This is a genomic window from Bradyrhizobium pachyrhizi (genome assembly GCF_001189245.1).
Lineage (GTDB): Bacteria > Pseudomonadota > Alphaproteobacteria > Rhizobiales > Xanthobacteraceae > Bradyrhizobium > Bradyrhizobium pachyrhizi.
In genome coordinates this window covers 116143-132448 of sequence record NZ_LFIQ01000105.1, presented here as the reverse complement: position 1 = coordinate 132448, position 16306 = coordinate 116143, and the positions used below count along the sequence as shown (strand labels likewise).

The following is a 16306-nucleotide window of genomic DNA, read 5'->3' as shown; positions in this document are numbered from 1 at the left end:
GGAAGATACGCAAGTCTTGGTTTGAGGAGGCCCTATGGGCACGCCCGCTAATGTCGTTCGCCTGCAACCGGTAGGCATAGAATTCGAGGTCGAGGAGAACGAGACCGTTCTTGACGCCGCCTTTCGCCAGGGCATCGCACTGCCGCATGGTTGCAAGGAGGGACAGTGCTCGGCGTGCAAATGCGTCCTTACCGGAGGCGAAGTAGAGCTCAAGAAATATTCGACGTTCGCCCTCAACGAGATGGAGCGAGGCCAGGACTACATCCTGCTGTGCCGGACCTTGGCCTATTCGGATCTCGAGGTGGAGCTCCTCAACTATGACGAGGAGGTGCTGTCGAAATCGATCCCGGTGAGGGACTTCACGGGCACAGTCACGAGCGTCTCCGCGCTGACCCATGACATCCGGCTCCTCGAGATATCGCTCGAGCAACCTCTGAAGTTCTGGGCGGGTCAATATGTCGACATCACGCTCCCGGGGGCAGAGACGATTACGCGCTCGTTTTCCATGGCAAATTCGCCGATCGAGGGCGAAAAGCTCGCATTCATCATCAAAAAATACCCGAACGGACGCTTCTCTTCCCGGCTCGACGGAGACCTCTCCGTCGGAACCGCGGTCGGAATCCGCGGACCCTACGGGACCTGTTTCCGGCGAGAAAACAGAGCCGGAGCCATAGTCCTGGTCGGCGGCGGATCGGGAATGTCGCCGTTGTGGTCGATCCTGAACGATCACATCGAGTCTGGCGAGGCTCGTCCGGTGCACTTCTTCTATGGCGCACGGACGCGCAACGATCTTTTCTACCTCGATCGCTTCGCAGAACTCGCCGCCAGGCATCCGGAGTTCAAGTTCATCCCGGTGCTCTCCCATGCGGCCGATGATGCGGCCTGGAGTGGAGCAAAGGGCTTCGTGCACGAAGCCGTCGGAGCGCACCTTCGCAACGCGAGATATGGCGAAGACGTCGACGTCTATGCGTGTGGACCGTCGCCGATGATCGAGGCGCTGGTGCCCGTGCTGCAGATGAACGACGTCGAGTCGGATCGCATCTTCTTCGACAAGTTCACACCAGCCAACAACTGAGGTTTTCGAATAGCGACCGTGCCTTTTACAGAGCCCACCAAGGGAGGAGGAAGACGACCATGACTGCCGTTCAAAGCGTTCCAGCGAAATCCGGTGCAGCAGGCGCTGCGGTGTTTCCGGATTCGGACAGCCGCAAGTACCGGTATTTCGAGCCCCGCAGCAAGCGGGCGACGCACTATGAGGACGTGACCGTAGACGTTCAGCCCGATCCGGAACGCTATTTGCTGCAGGATTGGATCATCTCCTTCCCCAACGGGAAGGGGGCCTACACCAAGGACAACACGGCCGCGTTGAGCTCGAACTGGCATACCTTCCGTGCGCCCGATCAGGAGTGGGAGCGCACCCACTACCAGCGCCAGTCCAAGATCGAGACGATGGTGCAATCGGTGATCGCCAACGGCCGAAAGTCCGGCGCGCCGAAGGGCTTCGACAAGGCCTGGGTCAAGATCCTGCAAAACCACCTCGGTGCGTGGAAACACGCCGAGTTCGGGCTCGGCACATCGCTGATGCAAGCTCAGCGCTACGGCTACACCCAGATGATCAACAATGCGACCCTGACGAACTCGTCCTATAAGCTTCGGCTGGCCCAGGACATCACGCTCTATCTCGCCGAGATCGGAATGGACATTCCGGGCTTCGACGACATGGCCGGCAAGCGGGCGTGGCTGGAGGACAAGGGCTGGCAGGGCACCCGCGAGGCGATCGAATCGATCATGGGGTCGGCTGACTATCTCGAGCAGTACTTCGCCACCAACATCGTGTTCGAGCCGCTGGTCGGCGAGCTGTTCCGCAGCGGATTCCTGATGCAGGCCGGCTCGCCGAACGGCGACTTCATCACGCCAGCGGTCATTTCGGCGGCCGAGGCCGACTATGAGCGCAATCTCGCCAACACGATCGACCTGATGCATCTGCTGGTGAGCGACAATCAGCACGCCGCACACAACAAGAAGCTGTTCCAGGGCTGGGTTAACAAGCACGTGGCGCTGGCCGGCAAGGCGGCCGCCGGACTGCAGCCGATCTGGTCGCAGCCACATTCGAAGCCGGTGCAGTACGCCGACGTCCGCGCGCAGTCGGTCGAACGCATCAAGAAGATTCTCGGCGAGCTCGGTCTCGTCCTTCCCAAGGAGTGAATTGCAATGTCCATTGCTTCAAGAAGTGCGACCAACCAGAACATCTTCCAGAAGATGGGAGATCTCCGTTTTGAACAGACGATATCCCATCAGTGCGGCGTCACCATGAACGACAGCGTCGAAGCGCGCGCCATCGCTGAATTCATGGGCAAAAAGCCGAACGTGACCGTGACCTACCAGCCGGCCCTGATCCGCATCGACGGCGAGGGCAAGCTGATCTTCAAGATGGATGAGATCAGCGACATCCTCGGAAAGGACATGACGGCCGAGATATTCGAAGTGAATACCTCGACCCACTACGGCCGGATGGTGCGCATCGACGACAATACGGTGACGCTGTTCGGAAACATGGACGAGGTCTTCGAATACATCGAGTGAAGCTCCCTCACTGGGGGCCGCATCCTCAACGGTGTGGTCCCGCCGTTTCCAAAGTGTTCGCGCAGCTACGATGCGTGGATTGATCGAATAGCGCCTATCAAATTCTCGGAGATCATCATGTTCATAACTCCCACGGGCGAGGAAGTCTTCGTCATCGACGGTCATACCCACTTCTGGGACGGCAGTCCGGCGAACCAGCTCAACATTCACGGCAAGCAGTTCATTGATTGCTTCTACGCCTACCACAGCTCGCTCAGTCCAAAGGACAAGCTCTGGCCCAAGGAGCAATTCGAGAAATACAGCGCAGAGCAGATGTACCGCGATCTGTTCGTCGACGGTCCGGACGACATGGCCATCGTGCAGTCGACCTACCTCACGGAATTCTACAAGAACGGCTTCAACACCATCGACCGCAACGCCGAGATGGCGAAGAAGTACAAGGACCGCTTCATCGTCAACGGCGCATTTGATCCGCGCGACGGTGAGCGGGCGCTGGAATACATCCACTACATGAAGGATACGTTCGGCATCAAGGGCGTCAAGCTCTACACCGCCGAGTGGAAGGGCGAGTCGCGGGGCTGGAAGCTCACCGATCCGAACGCCTATCGTTGCTTCGAACTGTGCCAGAAGCTCGGCATCACGAACATCCACGTCCACAAGGGGCCGACCATCATCCCGCTGGACAAGGATGCATTCGATGTTCACGACGTCGATCACGCGGCGACCGATTTTCAGGGCCTGAATTTCATCATCGAGCATTGCGGGCTGCCCAGGCTCGACGACTTCTGCTGGATCGCCGTCCAGGAGACCAACGTCTATGGCGGCCTTGCGGTCGCGCTGCCGTTCATTCACGGACGTCCACGGTATTTCGCGGAAGTGATCAGCGAATTGCTGTTCTGGGTCGGCGAGGACAAGATTCTCTTCGGCAGCGACTACGCCATCTGGACGCCTCGATGGCTGGTCGAGAAGTTCTGGAACTTCGAGCTGCCCGAGGATCTGAAGCAGGAGCACGGTGTCGATCTGACGCCGCAGGCAAAGAAGAAGATCCTCGGTCTCAACGCCGCGCGGCTTTATGGCGTGGATGTCGAGGCACAGAAGGCAAAGCTTGCGAAGGGTGCCTACGCGACCGCGGCGGGATGACATCACATGAACGCACTGCTCCACGAGTGTGACCGAAGAACCAGCGAGGTGTGGCAGCGCCTCGCGTTGGTGACAGACCCCGAGCTCGACGAGTCTGTGACCGAGCTTGGATTCGTCGAGCATGTTACCGTCGATGACGATGGCGATGTCGACATCGTCTTTCGGTTGCCGACCTTCTGGTGTTCGGCGAACTTCGCGTTCCTCATGGCCGACGACATGCGTCGGGCGGTGTCGTCGCTGCCGTGGGTTCGCAAGGCGCGGCCACAGCTTCGGGACCACATGGTCGCGGAGCAGATCAACCGCGGCGTCCGCGAAGGGATGTCGTTTGCCGATGCGCTCAAGGAGTTCGCACCTGGAGGCTCGCTTGACGAATTGCGGGATAAGTTCCGCCGCAAGGCGTTCGAGCGGCGCCAGGAGGTCATGATCCTGGCCTTGCGGGGGATAGGTTATGAAGATCCGGCGATCTGCCGGATGAGTCTGTGTAGCTTTGACGAGGTCGAGTTTGCTTCGCCGGACGTCGCGCGACAGAAGCCCCGCTACCGCGAGCTTCTGATCGAAACAGGCCTGGCCTGCCTCCCGGAGGATCGCACCTTTGTCACCTACGAGGGGGCCCCCATCAAACGGCACGAACTGGCATCCTATCTGCAGCGGTTGCGGGGAGTGCGCATCAATATGGAATTCAACAGCTCATTGTGCAGAGGCCTGCTAGCCGTCCGTCGTCGCGAACTCGTCGACGACAATCCCGGACCGACGCCGTCACCGTGCGGCGGCTGTAGCAGCCGCTGTGCTGCTCCATCAGGCAGCCCGTGACCTTTGAGAAGCTTAAAGCGTGGGGGCGCGTTTAACGCGCTGCCCGCAAGCGCCAAGAACCGGAGCGGTCAGCAAGTCCGCCCAACCAGACAACAAGATCCGTCCGCTTGGGAGTGAAGCCAATGCCGAAAGTATTGCTACATCATATCGAAGCCCGCCGTGCTCTTGCGCGCGGGGTCCAGAAGCTTGCAGCAGCGGTCGAATCGACCCTCGGTCCGAAGGGCATGAACGCGATGGTTGACAGGCCGATCGGCACGCCCATCGTCTCGCGCGATGGCGTCACCATCGCCTCTGAAATCGAACTGCCTGATCGCTTCGAGAACATGGGTGCGCAGGTGGTGCGCGAGGTCTCGATGCATACCAATGAGGTCGCCGGCGACGGCACGACCACCGCCATGGTGCTTGCAAATGGCCTCATCCAGGGAGGAGTTGCAGCACTAGAGCGGGGCGCCAAGGCGGTCGATCTCTGCAAAGGGATCGACCGGGCTGTTGAGGTCGTTGTCGAGGCTTTGAAGAGCTCCGCAATTGCCGTATCGGATCGCAAGACGCTGGAGGCGGTGGCGACGATCGCGTCAACCGACGCCCATCTGGGCGGTCTGATTGCGGAGGCGGTCCAGCGCGTCGGCAAGGATGGCATCATCAGTTCCGACTACGGGCTGACGACGAGCACGACGCTCGAAGTCGTCGAAGGCATGTCGTTCGATCGCGGTTACATCTCCCACCACATGGTGACGGATGTCGAAAAGATGGAGGTGGTGCTCGATCAGCCCTACATCCTCCTGACCGACCTGAAGATCAAAACGCCGGCCGAGCTGGCGGCGGTGCGCGCGACGGTCGCCTCGACCGGGCGGCCGCTTGTTATCGTCGCCGAGGAGATTGCGCCGGAAGTGGTCGTCACACTGCTCGGCGATGACAATCGCGGCAAGATCCTGGTGGTCAATCCGCCTGATTATGGTCATTGGCGCAAGGCAATGATGGACGATCTCGCCATCATCACCGGTGGCCGGGTCATTGCGCGCGAGCTTGGCGGCAGACTGGAAGAGGCCAGCCTGGCCGATCTCGGCACCGCACGGCAGGTGCGGGCCAGTGCGCGGGAAACGGTGATCATTCGGGGCGGCGGCGACGATGCGGCGATCGCGGCGCGGCGCCTGCAGGTGGCCAAGCAGCACGATCTGGCTCCGCCTAACATCGAACAGGACAAGCTCAAGGAGCGGTTGGCGAAGCTGTCGGGCGGGACTGCCGTGATCCTCGCAGGCGGCGTCACTCCGGTGGAGCAGAAGCGGACGATCCAGTTGATTGACGATGCGCTCAGTGCGGCGCGGGCCGCGGCCGAGGAGGGCATCGTGCCCGGTGGCGGCACGGCGTTGGCGCAGTGTGCGCCGGTGGTGACGCGTACGCTCGGCAACATCAATGGCGACTTGGGTGAGGGAATCAAGCTAGTGCGAGAAACCCTGTCTCGTCCGGCCGCTTTCATTGCACGGAATGCCGGCCATGATGCGGAGAAGGTCGTGGCCGATCTGCAGAGCTCCCGGTCGGGCGTCGGGTTCGATGCCGCCAACGGCGTATTCATTGACATGGTGTCGGCCGGCATCGTCGACCCCGTCCGGGTGACCTATACGGCGCTTCGAAACGCAGCTTCCGTCGCGACCCTCGTGCTGACCACCAACACGCTGATTGCCGACGTGCCGGAGTATATCGACCCGACACAGGGGCCCGCACTGGGCGGTGGGGCTGAGAAACTTGGACGCGCATGAGACTGTGTGCGCGGTCCGCGTTTCACCGCGTCGTCTCAGGAGACGACGCGGGCCGCGACCAGAGGGACAGAAACCTCGATATCGAATCCATCACCAGGAAGGGGGAGTTATGCAGAAGTATGTTGCGGAATTTATCGGTACGTTCGCGCTGGTGTTCTTTGGCTGTGCGACCGTAATCTTTATGCGGGCCGAGGTCGGCTTGCTGGGCGTCGCGTTCGCATTCGGCCTGACCGTGGTCGCAATGGCTTATTCTATCGGACATATCTCCGGTGCTCATCTCAATCCGGCGGTCAGCCTCGGGATGCTCGTCGCCGGGCGGATGTCGCCGCGGGATTTCTCGGGCTATATCGTCGCGCAGTTCGTCGGGGGAATCGCGGCTGCGGCCGTGCTGTACCTCATCGCCGAAGGCAAGGTCGGAGGCTACGACGTCGCGGCGAACGGCTTTGGCCAGAATGGCTGGGGCCAGTACGGTGTTCTATCCGCGTTCGTGTTCGAAGCGTCGGCAACGTTCCTGTTTCTGACGGTGATCCTTGGTGCGACGCAAAACGGAGCGGCGTCTGCCTATGCCGGGTTGGTGATCGGTCTGACGCTGGTCGCGATCCATCTCGCCGGCATTGCTGTGTCGGGATCGTCGGTCAATCCGGCGCGCTCGTTTGGGCCTGCATTGTTTGCGGGCTCCGATGCGCTGTCACAGGTGTGGCTCTATTTTGTGGCGCCGTGCCTGGGGGCCGCACTGTCCGGTTACGTCTTCAAGGCGGGGGTGACGCGCCAGATGGTGGCAACGGCGTGACGTTCGCGATCGAATGATTGATTGCACCGTGACAACGATCCGGAACGGGTTACAATCTTGAAAGTCCCGGCATGAGCCGAAGGAGGCAGTGTAACAAGCCTCCAGGCTCATCCGATCAGCCGGGCGGGAGGAAAAGGGACATGGTCTATATTATCTCCAAGCGCGACGGTCCGCACCGTGAAGAACTGGCGGCCAAGGACTTCCTTCAGAAGAACCGCACGACGATCAACGCGCTTGCCAATCATCTGACGCTCGGGCGTTGGCAGCAGCTGCGCAATCCTACGCCTCCTCCGCAACCGCAGCCGTCGGGCAAGCTCTGGTCCACGCCGCCGGCTCGTCCAAAGGAGGCCGAGCCCTATGTGCGGATCAGCCATAACGGTCGCGTCGTGATCGCCGATCTCGCATCGGGACGGCAGCTCGATTTTGTCGGCGAACTGCGCGGCAACGGCCAATCGCGATACTTCGCTCTGGCGACGCGCGAGAACGGGATCTTCGAGCCGCTGGACGACGAATTGTACAGGGTCCTGGCCGACCTTGAGGGAGTGAGTGTGCCCGACGAGACGTCGGAAGCTCACCTGGAACAGGTCATCTCAGGTCGTCTCGGCCTGGACGCGATCTCCAGAAGCGTCGAATGATCTGCGTGAGCTGAGCCTGCAGGGAAAGCGATCCCGGTCGGCTCCGGCTCAGTTTGTGTTTGCCGATCGGGTTGCTGTTTGCCAACGGACGTATGGTGCTCCAATGCTGACGGAAACGCTCATGGCCAAGCCGCCGTTTTCCCTGGAAGGCTACAAAGCTTCGGACGCGGAGCAGGGGCGGCCATACGATGAGGGCGAAACCAACAAGGCATGGGAAAACTTCCTGACCTTCGGGGACCTGAGGCGCGAGAACGCTCCGGTGCGAAGCGTCATCGAGGATTCATGGCAGCGCAGCGTCAAGTCCGGGGTTGATGCTCGTGGCAAGGGCAGTCATCTCCTAGCCTCGCCGGACGATCTCTATGAACTTCGTTTGAAGAATGATGATCTGCTTGGTTCGAGCGCCGAGACCTTCCGCCGTATTGCCGAGGTGCTTGGTGACGCGGCGACGATGGTGGTCATCACCGACGGGAACGGCGTCGTGCTGGAGGTCGGGGGCGATCGGCGGACCATTGATGCGGGGCACGATATTCGCCTGGAAGCAGGCGCGGCCTGGGGCGAAGCGGTCACCGGCACCAATGGCATCGGCACAGCGCTGGTCACTGGAAAGCCGGTTCATGTCCATGCGGCCGAGCATTTCTCGGAGGGCATCAAGGCGTGGACCTGCGTCGGTAGCCCCATTCGCAGTCCGATAGACGGCAGCATCATCGGCATCGTCGACTTTTCCGGACCTCAAGCAATCTTTCACCGGCACAATGTGGCCCTGGCGGTGGTCGCGGCCCATCACATCGAACTGGCGCTCTCGGAAAAGATCCGCATCGAGAGAATGCGGCTGCTTGAGGCGAGCATTTCCCGAATGCCGGGGATGAACAGTGCTGACGGGGTCGTTATTCTCGACCGGTTCGGCCGGGTCGTTCACCATAACGACATGGCGTCAGTTCGCTGGCACCGGATTGCGCAATCGCAAGACTTGAGCATCGGGAGGCAGCTTCTGCCAAACGACAAAGGCTTTCTCGCGAAAGACCTTGCCAAGGGGCTGCCCGAGGAACTGCGCGAGCAGCGGATCGAGCCGCTCGTGGTCGACGGCGTCGTAAAGGGCGCGATGCTCGTGCTCGCAGCGAAGCCACGCGCCAGTCTTGCCCGATCCCAGATGTCGCCAGCAGCCCGCGCCGCACTTGTTTCGGCCAGGGAAGCGATTGTTGGCTGCAGTGACGCATTACTGCAAACGATCGAGAAGATTGAGCGGGCAGCGCTTGGACGAACGGCAATCCTGCTCGAGGGTGAGACCGGCGTCGGCAAGGAACTGTTCGCCCGTCTGGTTCACGCCGCCAGCCAGAATACCGGCAAGGAGCCGTTCATTGCCTTCAATTGCGGTGCGGTCTCCAAGGAACTCCTCGGCGGCGAATTATTCGGACATGCGCCGGGCGCCTATACCGGCGCTACGCGCGAGGGGAGGCCTGGACGGTTTGAGTTTGCCAATGGCGGGGTGCTCAGCCTTGACGAGATCGGTGAAATGCCGATGGAGCTGCAGCCTTACTTGCTTCGTGTGCTGGAGGAGCGCGCGGTGTACAGGCTTGGTGACAGTAAGGCACGACCTGTAGACGTCCGGCTCGTGGCGTCGACCAATCGGAATCTGAAGCAGGAGGTGGCGGAAGGGCGTTTTCGCAAGGACCTGTACTTCCGGATCGGTGTCGTCAAGTTCACCATACCGCCGCTCCGTGAGCGCCTGGGCGATGTCGAGATTCTGATCGATCATTTCAACAGGCAGTTTGCAGAGACCTATAGTACCCAACCGCTACACTTCGAGGCAGCGACGATGGAGTTGCTGCGTCGCTATAGCTGGCCCGGGAACGTTCGCGAACTGCGCAATCTGGTCGAGAATCTCGTGCTGATGACGATCACCGGCATCGTCGCTCCCCGGGACTTGCCAGAGGATTTCGTGGAAATGGCGTCGGTTCAGCCCTCCTCGGTGTCCGTGCAGGCGGGGCATAGCTCGACGGGATCGGAAGGCGACGAGATTGCGCGTTTCGACGAGGTGGAACGCCGCACCATCGAGAGGGCGGTCGCGAATGCTGGCGGTAACATTGCCGCCGCTGCCGAGAAGCTCGGGCTTTCGCGCGCTACGCTGTATCGCAAATTGCACCAATACCGTTCCCGAACCTGAGGGCGGGGTGACACATGGCGGCTGTCTGGCATGAACAGAACGGCGGGGAGGGGCCGGCGACCGCGGCGGCGCTCGCATCGCAGATTGTTGCGCGCGCGGACCGCGACGTCACTTTCGTGGTGCAGCTGCTCGGCGAAAGCCAGGATCTGCTGGTTCGGCATTTCATCGTGCTCATCGAGGTCGAACTCTCGAAGCGCGGCATCAGTTACAGTGCGCATCCGCTCTTGCGTCCGTTCATCGAAATGCATGCGCGTGAGCTTTCGGAATTCGTCTTGAAGGGGATCGGCTTGCGGCATCAGTTCGGCCTTCAGGCTATCGAGACGATGGCCGGCGATCCTGCGCGGTTGCTGAGGGTCGATCTGTGGGACTCCCTGCAATCTCACATCAATGACGCGCAGCAACATTTTGTATCTGGTGTCGGAGGCCTGCAGCGGATCCTGGCTCAGATCGAGGCAGGCCGATGAGTGACGATTCTCCAACCCTGGTCGAAGTGCTGAAGGAACGATTGGTCGTCGTTCAGGAGATGTCGGCTGCTCAATCACGCAACCTTCTGAACCTTCAGCTCGGCGGTGGGGCGGAGTTCGAGATTCAGGAGATTGAGCGCGAGATCGCCGCGACGGGCGTCTCGCATGCGCTCGCCGAGGCGCTGGAGGAAGCGTGGGCGCGCCTGAAAAACGCAACTGCCGGAATGGCAGTATGCGACGCTCAATGCGCCGCACTGGAACGACGCCTTGAAGATCTTGACAGGCGGATTGCCGCCGGCAGGTGAGATGTTCGATGGATACGATGGAAGCAGACACTGCAACGCTTTATGATTTGCTTGGGCGACGCTGGACGGTAGGGGCGCCCGTCACCAGTTTGGCCTTCGCGGAAGACGGAGTTGCGTTTGCGCTCGCCGATGGCGCTCTGGCGATCGCTCCGTTGACCGATATTGAGCCGCCGCAAGATCGCTGTCGTGTCGCGCTGGACGGGGGCCGGGCCACAATCTCGCCGCGGCGGAAACCGGCGCCCCCGTTGACGAAGGTCGTTATCAGCGATGCTCCGCTTCACCTCGCCTTGATCGGGACGTCGGGCTTTGTCGCAAGTGATCACAGCCGGTTGCTTCGCGTGTCGGCATCCGGCGTCACGCATCTGATCGCGGACCATGGGTCCCCAATTGATCTCGTCGCCCCGGTTCAGGCTGGCGGCATTCTGGCCGCCTCCGGCGGATCGGTCATATTTTACAATCCAAATGGCGATGTCGGTTGGCTCCAGGAGCGAGCGGGCGGGCACGCATCGGCACTGGCCGTATCAAGGGATAGTCGGCGCTTTGCGGTCGGGGCCGATAATTGTCTGCTCGTTCGTGCCTTCGGGGCACGACCAGGGCCGGCGGCTTCATTCGAGCTCGGCCCGATCTCTCATTTGGCGTGGAGCCCGGACGGATCCTGGTTAGCCGCTTCGGTCGTGGGGACAGGTGTCGTCTTGGTCCGTCTTGCCGATGCCCGGATCGTCCGGATGTCCAGCTATCCCGGGAGTACTGCATCTCTGTCGTGGAGTGCGGATTCCCGCGTTCTCGTCACGAGCGGAGCTTATCGGATGATCGCATGGGATATTGCGAGCCTCAGCGACGACAGCGAACGGCCGGCCAGCCTTGCGACAGGCCGTGCCCGACCCGTACTCGTGAAGGCAGTGGATATACACCCCGAGGGTCAGCTGATTGCAGCAGGATACGCGGACGGCATGGTGGTTGTCGCCAAGATCGGCGAATCCGACGAACTGCTCGTCAAGCCACCCGGCCGGGGCGCTATCCACGCACTTCGGTGGTCGGCCGATGGCCAGCATCTCGCATTCGGCACGGACAACGGGGAGGCGGCGATCGTCACGTTTCCCTCCCACATCTTCAAATAGCGGGCTCGCACCAAAGGCGAAAGTCTTCCGCGATCATTAGGAGGGATACCATGACGTCTACTCGATCGCCAAACGAAGCCGAAAGCAAAGATCAGTATTTCAAGGAGCTGGCCGAGCTTTCCGAGCGGATGATCGCCGCGCATGGCAAGGAGTTCTCGATGGGCGCTCTCGTGCTGGCGGCCAGGTTCATCGCAGAGAACAAACCCTTCAAGCGAAGTGCAGCGACGACGAGCTGAGCAAAGCCAGCGATTGATAGCCGTTGTTGCAGATTGCGTTAAGCCGGACAGAACACGAACTGTGTGTGTAGGTCGGCGAAGCCGTGACGGTAACCGGCGCCCGCCCCGTAATTTTCTGCAGTTCGGGGCGACCTGCCGCAATTTGGCTGCAGCTTGCGCAAACCAGCTCATGATGGATGGAGCGAGAGTTCAAGTTTTTCAAAAGGTGAGCAGACTGCGTGTGCATGACGTGTGCACCGAGAGATCAAGAAAAATCTATTGTCGTCAAATCTTGAGGGGCTTCCTTGAATTGATGTGTGACGGCTGAAAAGCGGTGATGGCTCGAGAGTGCTCGAGCCTCTGGCTCGCGCATTGTGGCGAGGACGCTAGTGTTCCTCACGGCATTCGGCCGGTCGGGAGAAGCTGAACCAACTACAGTCGACGATAAGAGTTGGTGCGGGGTTTGGGTCGCTCCCTGTTCGCATGGGCTACGCTTTGTCCGCCACACTGCTCTTCTATGTTCATCAACAGGGCGCGCGCAGGTGTCACAAGCCAACCGATGTTGGTCCCGTGACCGCGCGACGGACGAGGGCGATGACCTCATCGGCCTCCTGCTCGGTGCTGTCAAAGCGGGCGACGAACCGGATCACCTCGTCGCCTCGTCGCGCGAATTGCAACCCGTTTGCCGTGAGCCGGTCGATGGCTAGTGCGGGCAGCTTTGCGAAGATCAAATTGGCTTCCACTGGAGCAACGAGCCGAACGTCAGGCAGTGCAGCAAGACCTGCTCCAAGGTAGGCAGCCACGGAATTGGCCTTTGCCGCGAGTCGTAGAAAAAGGCGATCCTCGACATAAGCGAGCAGCTGCGCGGACGCATAACGCATCTTCGACGCGGTCTGTCCGGCGCGGCGAAGCCGATAGGACAGGGGTTCAACAAGGTTGTGGTCGAAGACCACGATCGCATCCGCTGACATCGCCCCGTTCTTGGTTGCTCCAAACGACAGGATGTCGACGCCCGCTCGCCAGGTCATATCGGCCGGGCTACAGCCGAGCCGCGCCAAGCCGTTGGCGAACCGGGCGCCATCCATGTGCAGCGACAGATTCTTGTCACGGGCGATTTCGCCGATCGCGGCGATCTCGGCGAGAGGGTAGACCGTCCCATATTCGCTGGCCTGAGTGATCGACACCGCATCGGGCTGCGCGCGATTGCGGACTCCCCAAGCCGCCCCGGTAACCGCCTCGCGCAGGATTGGCGGCTCGATCCGAAAATGCCGGCCGGGCAGCGTGAGGAGCTTCGCGCCACCTGTGAAGGCTTCGGTCGCGCCGCCTTCCGCCGTGTCGATATGTGCCTCCTTGTGGCAATAGATCGCGCCATAGGGCCGCACGCAGGTTGCGAGCGACAAAGCATTGGCGGCCGTGCCGGTCGAGACTGGGAACACCGCAACCTCGGTCTCGAACAGCGTCGAGAAGCGCTGATTCAGCAATTTCGAATAATCGTCGTCGCCATAAGCGGCGGCTGGCCCACGATTGGCCGCCTCGATCGCTCGCAGTATCTCAGGGCTGACCGGTGCGACGTTGTCGCTGCGGAAATTCGGGAGCGCTTGGGTTGCGTCGTTCATGCCGTCCTCACCTGCCGTCAGATCACGGTCGTTTCGTGTTTGCTTATGCGTCGGTTGATCAGGAGCAACGGGATTGCGGTGACCAGGATAAGCACCGCGGCTGCGGCGGCCGCGAGTCCCGCGCCGGTGCCCTCGATGGCATGGTACATCACGACGGTCGTGGTGACCCAGCCGCTCGCATAGAGCACGATAGTTGCGCTCAACTCGGATGCTGCGGTGATCCAGACCAGCACGAGGCCGCCGACAAGGCCGCTCGCCATCAACGGCACCGTCAGGGTCGCGAAGGTTTTGCTCGGCGAGACCCCAAGATTGATTGAGGCTTCCTCGAGCGAGGGATCGAGCTGATGCACAATTGCCGAGGACGACCGGATCGCGAAGGGCAATTTGCGGACGACATAGGCGATGACTAGGATCAGCCAGCCGCCGGTCAAGATCAACGGCCCGCTGTTGAACGCGATAATGAGCCCGATCGCCAGGATCGTGCCGGAAACCGCAAACGGCACCATGCCGACGAAATCGAGCAACCCAGACAGGCGCGTGCGGTGCCGGGCCACCACGTAGCCGATCGGAGCGCCGATCAGCATAGTGGCGATGGCCGCGATGCTGGCGAGCGTCAGCGTGTTGAGCAGCGGCCGATAGGAGCCCGACAACAAGGTCGCGTAATTGCCCAATCCGAACTCCCAGGTCAGCACGGGGCCACGGAAGCGCAGGAGAGAGATCATCAACACGGCTGCGAAAGGCAGCAGCGAGGAAATCACAATGCCCCAACTCACGACCGTAGCCACCAGCCGCAGTCCCGGTGTCATCGGCAGCTTCGCGGTCGCACTGCGGGCATTGGTTGAGAAGCGGCGCTTGGCGAGATAGTGCCGTTGAACGAGAAGCGCGAGCGCCGTGCAGGCAATCAGGAGCACGCTGAGCGCACCCGCAGCAGCCGGATTGGCGTCAGATTCGCCGGCGAACAGCTTGAAGATGTCGACGGCCAGGAACGGGCGGTCCTCAGCCAGCACCGCTGGCACGCCGAAATTCTCCAGCGCCTCAATGAACACCAAAATTCCCCCGGCAAGTATCGCCGGCATCACGATCGGCAGCAGCACGGTGCGGATCACATAGGACCGTGAACCGCCGAGATTGCGGGCTGCCTCCTCCATCGAGGCATCGACGGCCTGGAAGCCGGCCAGCACGGGCATGACGACGTAGGGATAGAGCGTCAACGTGAACACGATGACGATGCCGGGTAGGCCATAGATCGAGCCGATCGGGATGCCGATTCCGCGCAAGGCGCTAGTGATGACGCCGGCATGGCCGAACAGCAGCACGAGCGCGTAGGCGCTGACGAAGGAGGGCAGGACCAGCGGGAGGGAGGCAAGCGTCAGCAGCAGTGCGCGGCCCGGTATGTCGATCCGGGCAAGACAGAAGGCGAGCGGAATTCCGATCGCGCATGTGAAGGCCGTCGCGAGCGTGGCGCAAAGCAGACTATTGCCGATGCTGCCAAGGTAGTAGCGGCTCTTCACAATCGCCGCATAGTTCCCGAGCGTCAGCCCGCCCGTGCCGTCGATCCGTATGCTCGCATCCAGAACGAGCGCCAGTGGGTAGAGCAGAAAGACCGCGAGCAGCACCAGCGCCGCCAGCGCCACGATGGTGGCAAAGCGTTTCATGGCGCCGGATACGCCGTGATCTGGGCAGGATCGTAGGCAAGGGTGAGCGGAGCGCCGGGCAAGACATCAAGTACCTGGCCGCCGAGCGCTGTGATCCGAAGCTGGGTGCCGTCTGGCAACGTTGCGTGGAGACGCTGCATCGGGCCCAGAAATTCGCGTAGCGCCAGACGTGCCTGAACGAGCGGGCCGTCGGAACTGTTTCCCAGCCGCAGGGCCTCCGGCCTGAGCGACAGCAACACCGGTGCGCCCGGTGATGCAACCTCGCCTCTGACTGAGAACTCCGTTCCGGCCGCCGCGACAGGGGTGTTGCGGCCGTCGAAAGCGCCGGCGATGCCCGGCACCATATTGGTCGAACCGAGGAACTCGGCGACGAACGCAGTCTGCGGCATCCGATAGATGCGTTCGGGCGTGTCCACTTGCTCGATCTTGCCGCGACGCAAGACGGCGATGCGGTCCGAGATGGCGAGCGCCTCCTCCTGATCGTGCGTCACGTAGATCGCAGTGAGGCCGAGCGCCTGCTGGAGCTGTCGGACCTCGATTCTCATTTCGGTGCGCAGTTGCGCGTCGAGATTGGAAAGAGGCTCATCGAACAGGAGCACAGCAGGTTCGATCACGAGCGCGCGGGCGATCGCCACGCGTTGCAGCTGGCCACCGGAAAGCTGGTGTGGCGAGCGTGGACCGTAACCTGCTAGGCGCACCCGCTCGAGCGCTTTGTCGACACGCGATGCAATCTCGGCAGCCGGGACCTTCCTGGCCTTCAGCCCGTAGGCCACGTTTTCGGCGACGGTGTGGTTCGGGAAGATCGCGTAGTTCTGAAACACCATGCCGCTGTCGCGGCGATGCGCGGGCAGGGCATCGATGCGCCGGTCGTCGAAGGAAATGGATCCGGATTCGACATCGACGAAGCCGGCGATCATGCGCAGCAGCGTCGTCTTCCCGCAGCCCGAAGGCCCGAGCAGCGTGAACAGCTCGCCGTGCCTGATGTCGAGCGAAATGTTGTCGACGGCCCGCACCGCGCCGAAGGTGCGGGTCAGGCCTTCAATCCGGATCCTGGTCATGG

16 protein-coding genes and 1 pseudogene are annotated in these 16306 nt (G+C 61.6%); 13 read left to right on the top strand and 4 right to left on the bottom strand.

Translation table 11 applies throughout. The annotated features are described in order from the left end of the window. Positions 1-34 precede the first annotated feature (34 nt). The 13 genes from AKL29_RS26685 (at position 35) to AKL29_RS26625 (ending at position 11996) form a co-directional block, all read left to right on the top strand. Complete coding sequence (locus tag AKL29_RS26685) at positions 35-1075, top strand: 2Fe-2S iron-sulfur cluster-binding protein (RefSeq protein ID WP_050386216.1); 1041 nt, start codon at positions 35-37, stop codon at positions 1073-1075. Positions 1076-1134: 59 nt separating this feature from the next. Next, entirely contained in the window at positions 1135-2205 is a 1071-nt protein-coding gene (locus tag AKL29_RS26680; RefSeq protein ID WP_050386215.1) for an aromatic/alkene monooxygenase hydroxylase subunit beta, read from the top strand. Between the two features lie 6 nt (positions 2206-2211). Then, complete coding sequence (locus AKL29_RS26675) at positions 2212-2583, top strand: MmoB/DmpM family protein (RefSeq protein ID WP_028334170.1); 372 nt, start codon at positions 2212-2214, stop codon at positions 2581-2583. 117 nt (positions 2584-2700) lie between these two features. Continuing rightward, positions 2701-3723, top strand: coding sequence for an amidohydrolase family protein (locus tag AKL29_RS26670; RefSeq protein WP_050386214.1), 1023 nt, complete (start codon positions 2701-2703; stop codon positions 3721-3723). A 6-nt stretch (positions 3724-3729) separates the two neighbouring features. Continuing rightward, positions 3730-4533: an iron-sulfur cluster assembly protein gene (locus AKL29_RS26665; RefSeq protein WP_050386213.1), complete on the top strand. Its 804-nt coding sequence runs from the start codon at positions 3730-3732 to the stop codon at positions 4531-4533. Positions 4534-4655: 122 nt separating this feature from the next. Beyond that, on the top strand, positions 4656-6287 hold the full coding sequence (gene groEL / locus AKL29_RS26660) for a molecular chaperone GroEL (protein WP_050386212.1): 1632 nt from the start codon (positions 4656-4658) through the stop codon (positions 6285-6287). A gap of 109 nt (positions 6288-6396) precedes the next feature. After that, positions 6397-7077 carry an MIP family channel protein gene (locus AKL29_RS26655; RefSeq protein ID WP_050386211.1) on the top strand — a complete coding sequence of 227 codons (681 nt, stop codon included), beginning with the start codon at positions 6397-6399 and terminating at the stop codon, positions 7075-7077. Between the two features lie 140 nt (positions 7078-7217). Continuing rightward, positions 7218-7712, top strand: a complete 495-nt coding sequence (locus AKL29_RS26650; protein WP_050386210.1) for a hypothetical protein — start codon at positions 7218-7220, stop codon at positions 7710-7712. 121 nt (positions 7713-7833) lie between these two features. Next, positions 7834-9873, top strand: a complete 2040-nt coding sequence (locus AKL29_RS26645; protein WP_244482437.1) for a sigma-54-dependent Fis family transcriptional regulator — start codon at positions 7834-7836, stop codon at positions 9871-9873. A gap of 14 nt (positions 9874-9887) precedes the next feature. Beyond that, the gene (locus tag AKL29_RS26640; RefSeq protein ID WP_028334177.1) at positions 9888-10337 is read left to right on the top strand and encodes a hypothetical protein; all 450 of its coding nucleotides are present in this window, start codon (positions 9888-9890) and stop codon (positions 10335-10337) included. Next, positions 10334-10642 (top strand): hypothetical protein, encoded by a 309-nt coding sequence (locus AKL29_RS26635; protein WP_050386209.1) that lies wholly within the window; start codon positions 10334-10336, stop codon positions 10640-10642. Before AKL29_RS26640 ends, AKL29_RS26635 begins: the two co-directional genes overlap by 4 nt. A gap of 8 nt (positions 10643-10650) precedes the next feature. Continuing rightward, positions 10651-11760 carry a WD40 repeat domain-containing protein gene (locus tag AKL29_RS26630; protein WP_050386208.1) on the top strand — a complete coding sequence of 370 codons (1110 nt, stop codon included), beginning with the start codon at positions 10651-10653 and terminating at the stop codon, positions 11758-11760. 50 nt (positions 11761-11810) lie between these two features. Beyond that, on the top strand, positions 11811-11996 hold the full coding sequence (locus AKL29_RS26625) for a hypothetical protein (RefSeq protein WP_050386207.1): 186 nt from the start codon (positions 11811-11813) through the stop codon (positions 11994-11996). A gap of 524 nt (positions 11997-12520) precedes the next feature. Here the strand turns inward: AKL29_RS26625 and AKL29_RS26620 are convergent. From AKL29_RS26620 to AKL29_RS26610, 4 genes and pseudogenes are all read right to left on the bottom strand, one after another. Further along, positions 12521-13591, bottom strand: coding sequence for a threonine aldolase family protein (locus tag AKL29_RS26620; RefSeq protein WP_050386206.1), 1071 nt, complete (start codon positions 13589-13591; stop codon positions 12521-12523). Positions 13592-13608: 17 nt separating this feature from the next. Then, a complete protein-coding gene (locus AKL29_RS46750) occupies positions 13609-14145 on the bottom strand; it encodes an ABC transporter permease (RefSeq protein WP_430648757.1) in 537 nt (178 codons plus the stop codon). 321 nt (positions 14146-14466) lie between these two features. Then, positions 14467-15246, bottom strand: a pseudogene (locus AKL29_RS46745) (ABC transporter permease); the annotation flags it as partial. After that, positions 15243-16304, bottom strand: coding sequence for an ABC transporter ATP-binding protein (locus AKL29_RS26610; protein ID WP_050386204.1), 1062 nt, complete (start codon positions 16302-16304; stop codon positions 15243-15245). The gene AKL29_RS26610 and the pseudogene AKL29_RS46745, both read right to left, overlap by 4 nt. Between the last annotated feature and the right edge of the window lie 2 nt (positions 16305-16306).

Excerpts from the sequence above, each read along its gene's own strand:
- AKL29_RS26685 (WP_050386216.1), top strand. The coding sequence starts at position 35 with ATGGGCACGCCCGCTAATGTCGTTCGCCTGCAACCGGTAGGCATAGAA.
- AKL29_RS26680 (WP_050386215.1), top strand. The coding sequence starts at position 1,135 with ATGACTGCCGTTCAAAGCGTTCCAGCGAAATCCGGTGCAGCAGGCGCT.
- AKL29_RS26675 (WP_028334170.1), top strand. The coding sequence starts at position 2,212 with ATGTCCATTGCTTCAAGAAGTGCGACCAACCAGAACATCTTCCAGAAG.
- AKL29_RS26670 (WP_050386214.1), top strand. The coding sequence starts at position 2,701 with ATGTTCATAACTCCCACGGGCGAGGAAGTCTTCGTCATCGACGGTCAT.
- AKL29_RS26665 (WP_050386213.1), top strand. The coding sequence starts at position 3,730 with ATGAACGCACTGCTCCACGAGTGTGACCGAAGAACCAGCGAGGTGTGG.
- groEL (WP_050386212.1), top strand. The coding sequence starts at position 4,656 with ATGCCGAAAGTATTGCTACATCATATCGAAGCCCGCCGTGCTCTTGCG.
- AKL29_RS26655 (WP_050386211.1), top strand. The coding sequence starts at position 6,397 with ATGCAGAAGTATGTTGCGGAATTTATCGGTACGTTCGCGCTGGTGTTC.
- AKL29_RS26650 (WP_050386210.1), top strand. The coding sequence starts at position 7,218 with ATGGTCTATATTATCTCCAAGCGCGACGGTCCGCACCGTGAAGAACTG.
- AKL29_RS26645 (WP_244482437.1), top strand. The coding sequence starts at position 7,834 with ATGGCCAAGCCGCCGTTTTCCCTGGAAGGCTACAAAGCTTCGGACGCG.
- AKL29_RS26640 (WP_028334177.1), top strand. The coding sequence starts at position 9,888 with ATGGCGGCTGTCTGGCATGAACAGAACGGCGGGGAGGGGCCGGCGACC.
- AKL29_RS26635 (WP_050386209.1), top strand. The coding sequence starts at position 10,334 with ATGAGTGACGATTCTCCAACCCTGGTCGAAGTGCTGAAGGAACGATTG.
- AKL29_RS26630 (WP_050386208.1), top strand. The coding sequence starts at position 10,651 with ATGGATACGATGGAAGCAGACACTGCAACGCTTTATGATTTGCTTGGG.
- AKL29_RS26625 (WP_050386207.1), top strand. The coding sequence starts at position 11,811 with ATGACGTCTACTCGATCGCCAAACGAAGCCGAAAGCAAAGATCAGTAT.
- AKL29_RS26620 (WP_050386206.1), bottom strand. The coding sequence starts at position 13,591 with ATGAACGACGCAACCCAAGCGCTCCCGAATTTCCGCAGCGACAACGTC.
- AKL29_RS26610 (WP_050386204.1), bottom strand. The coding sequence starts at position 16,304 with ATGACCAGGATCCGGATTGAAGGCCTGACCCGCACCTTCGGCGCGGTG.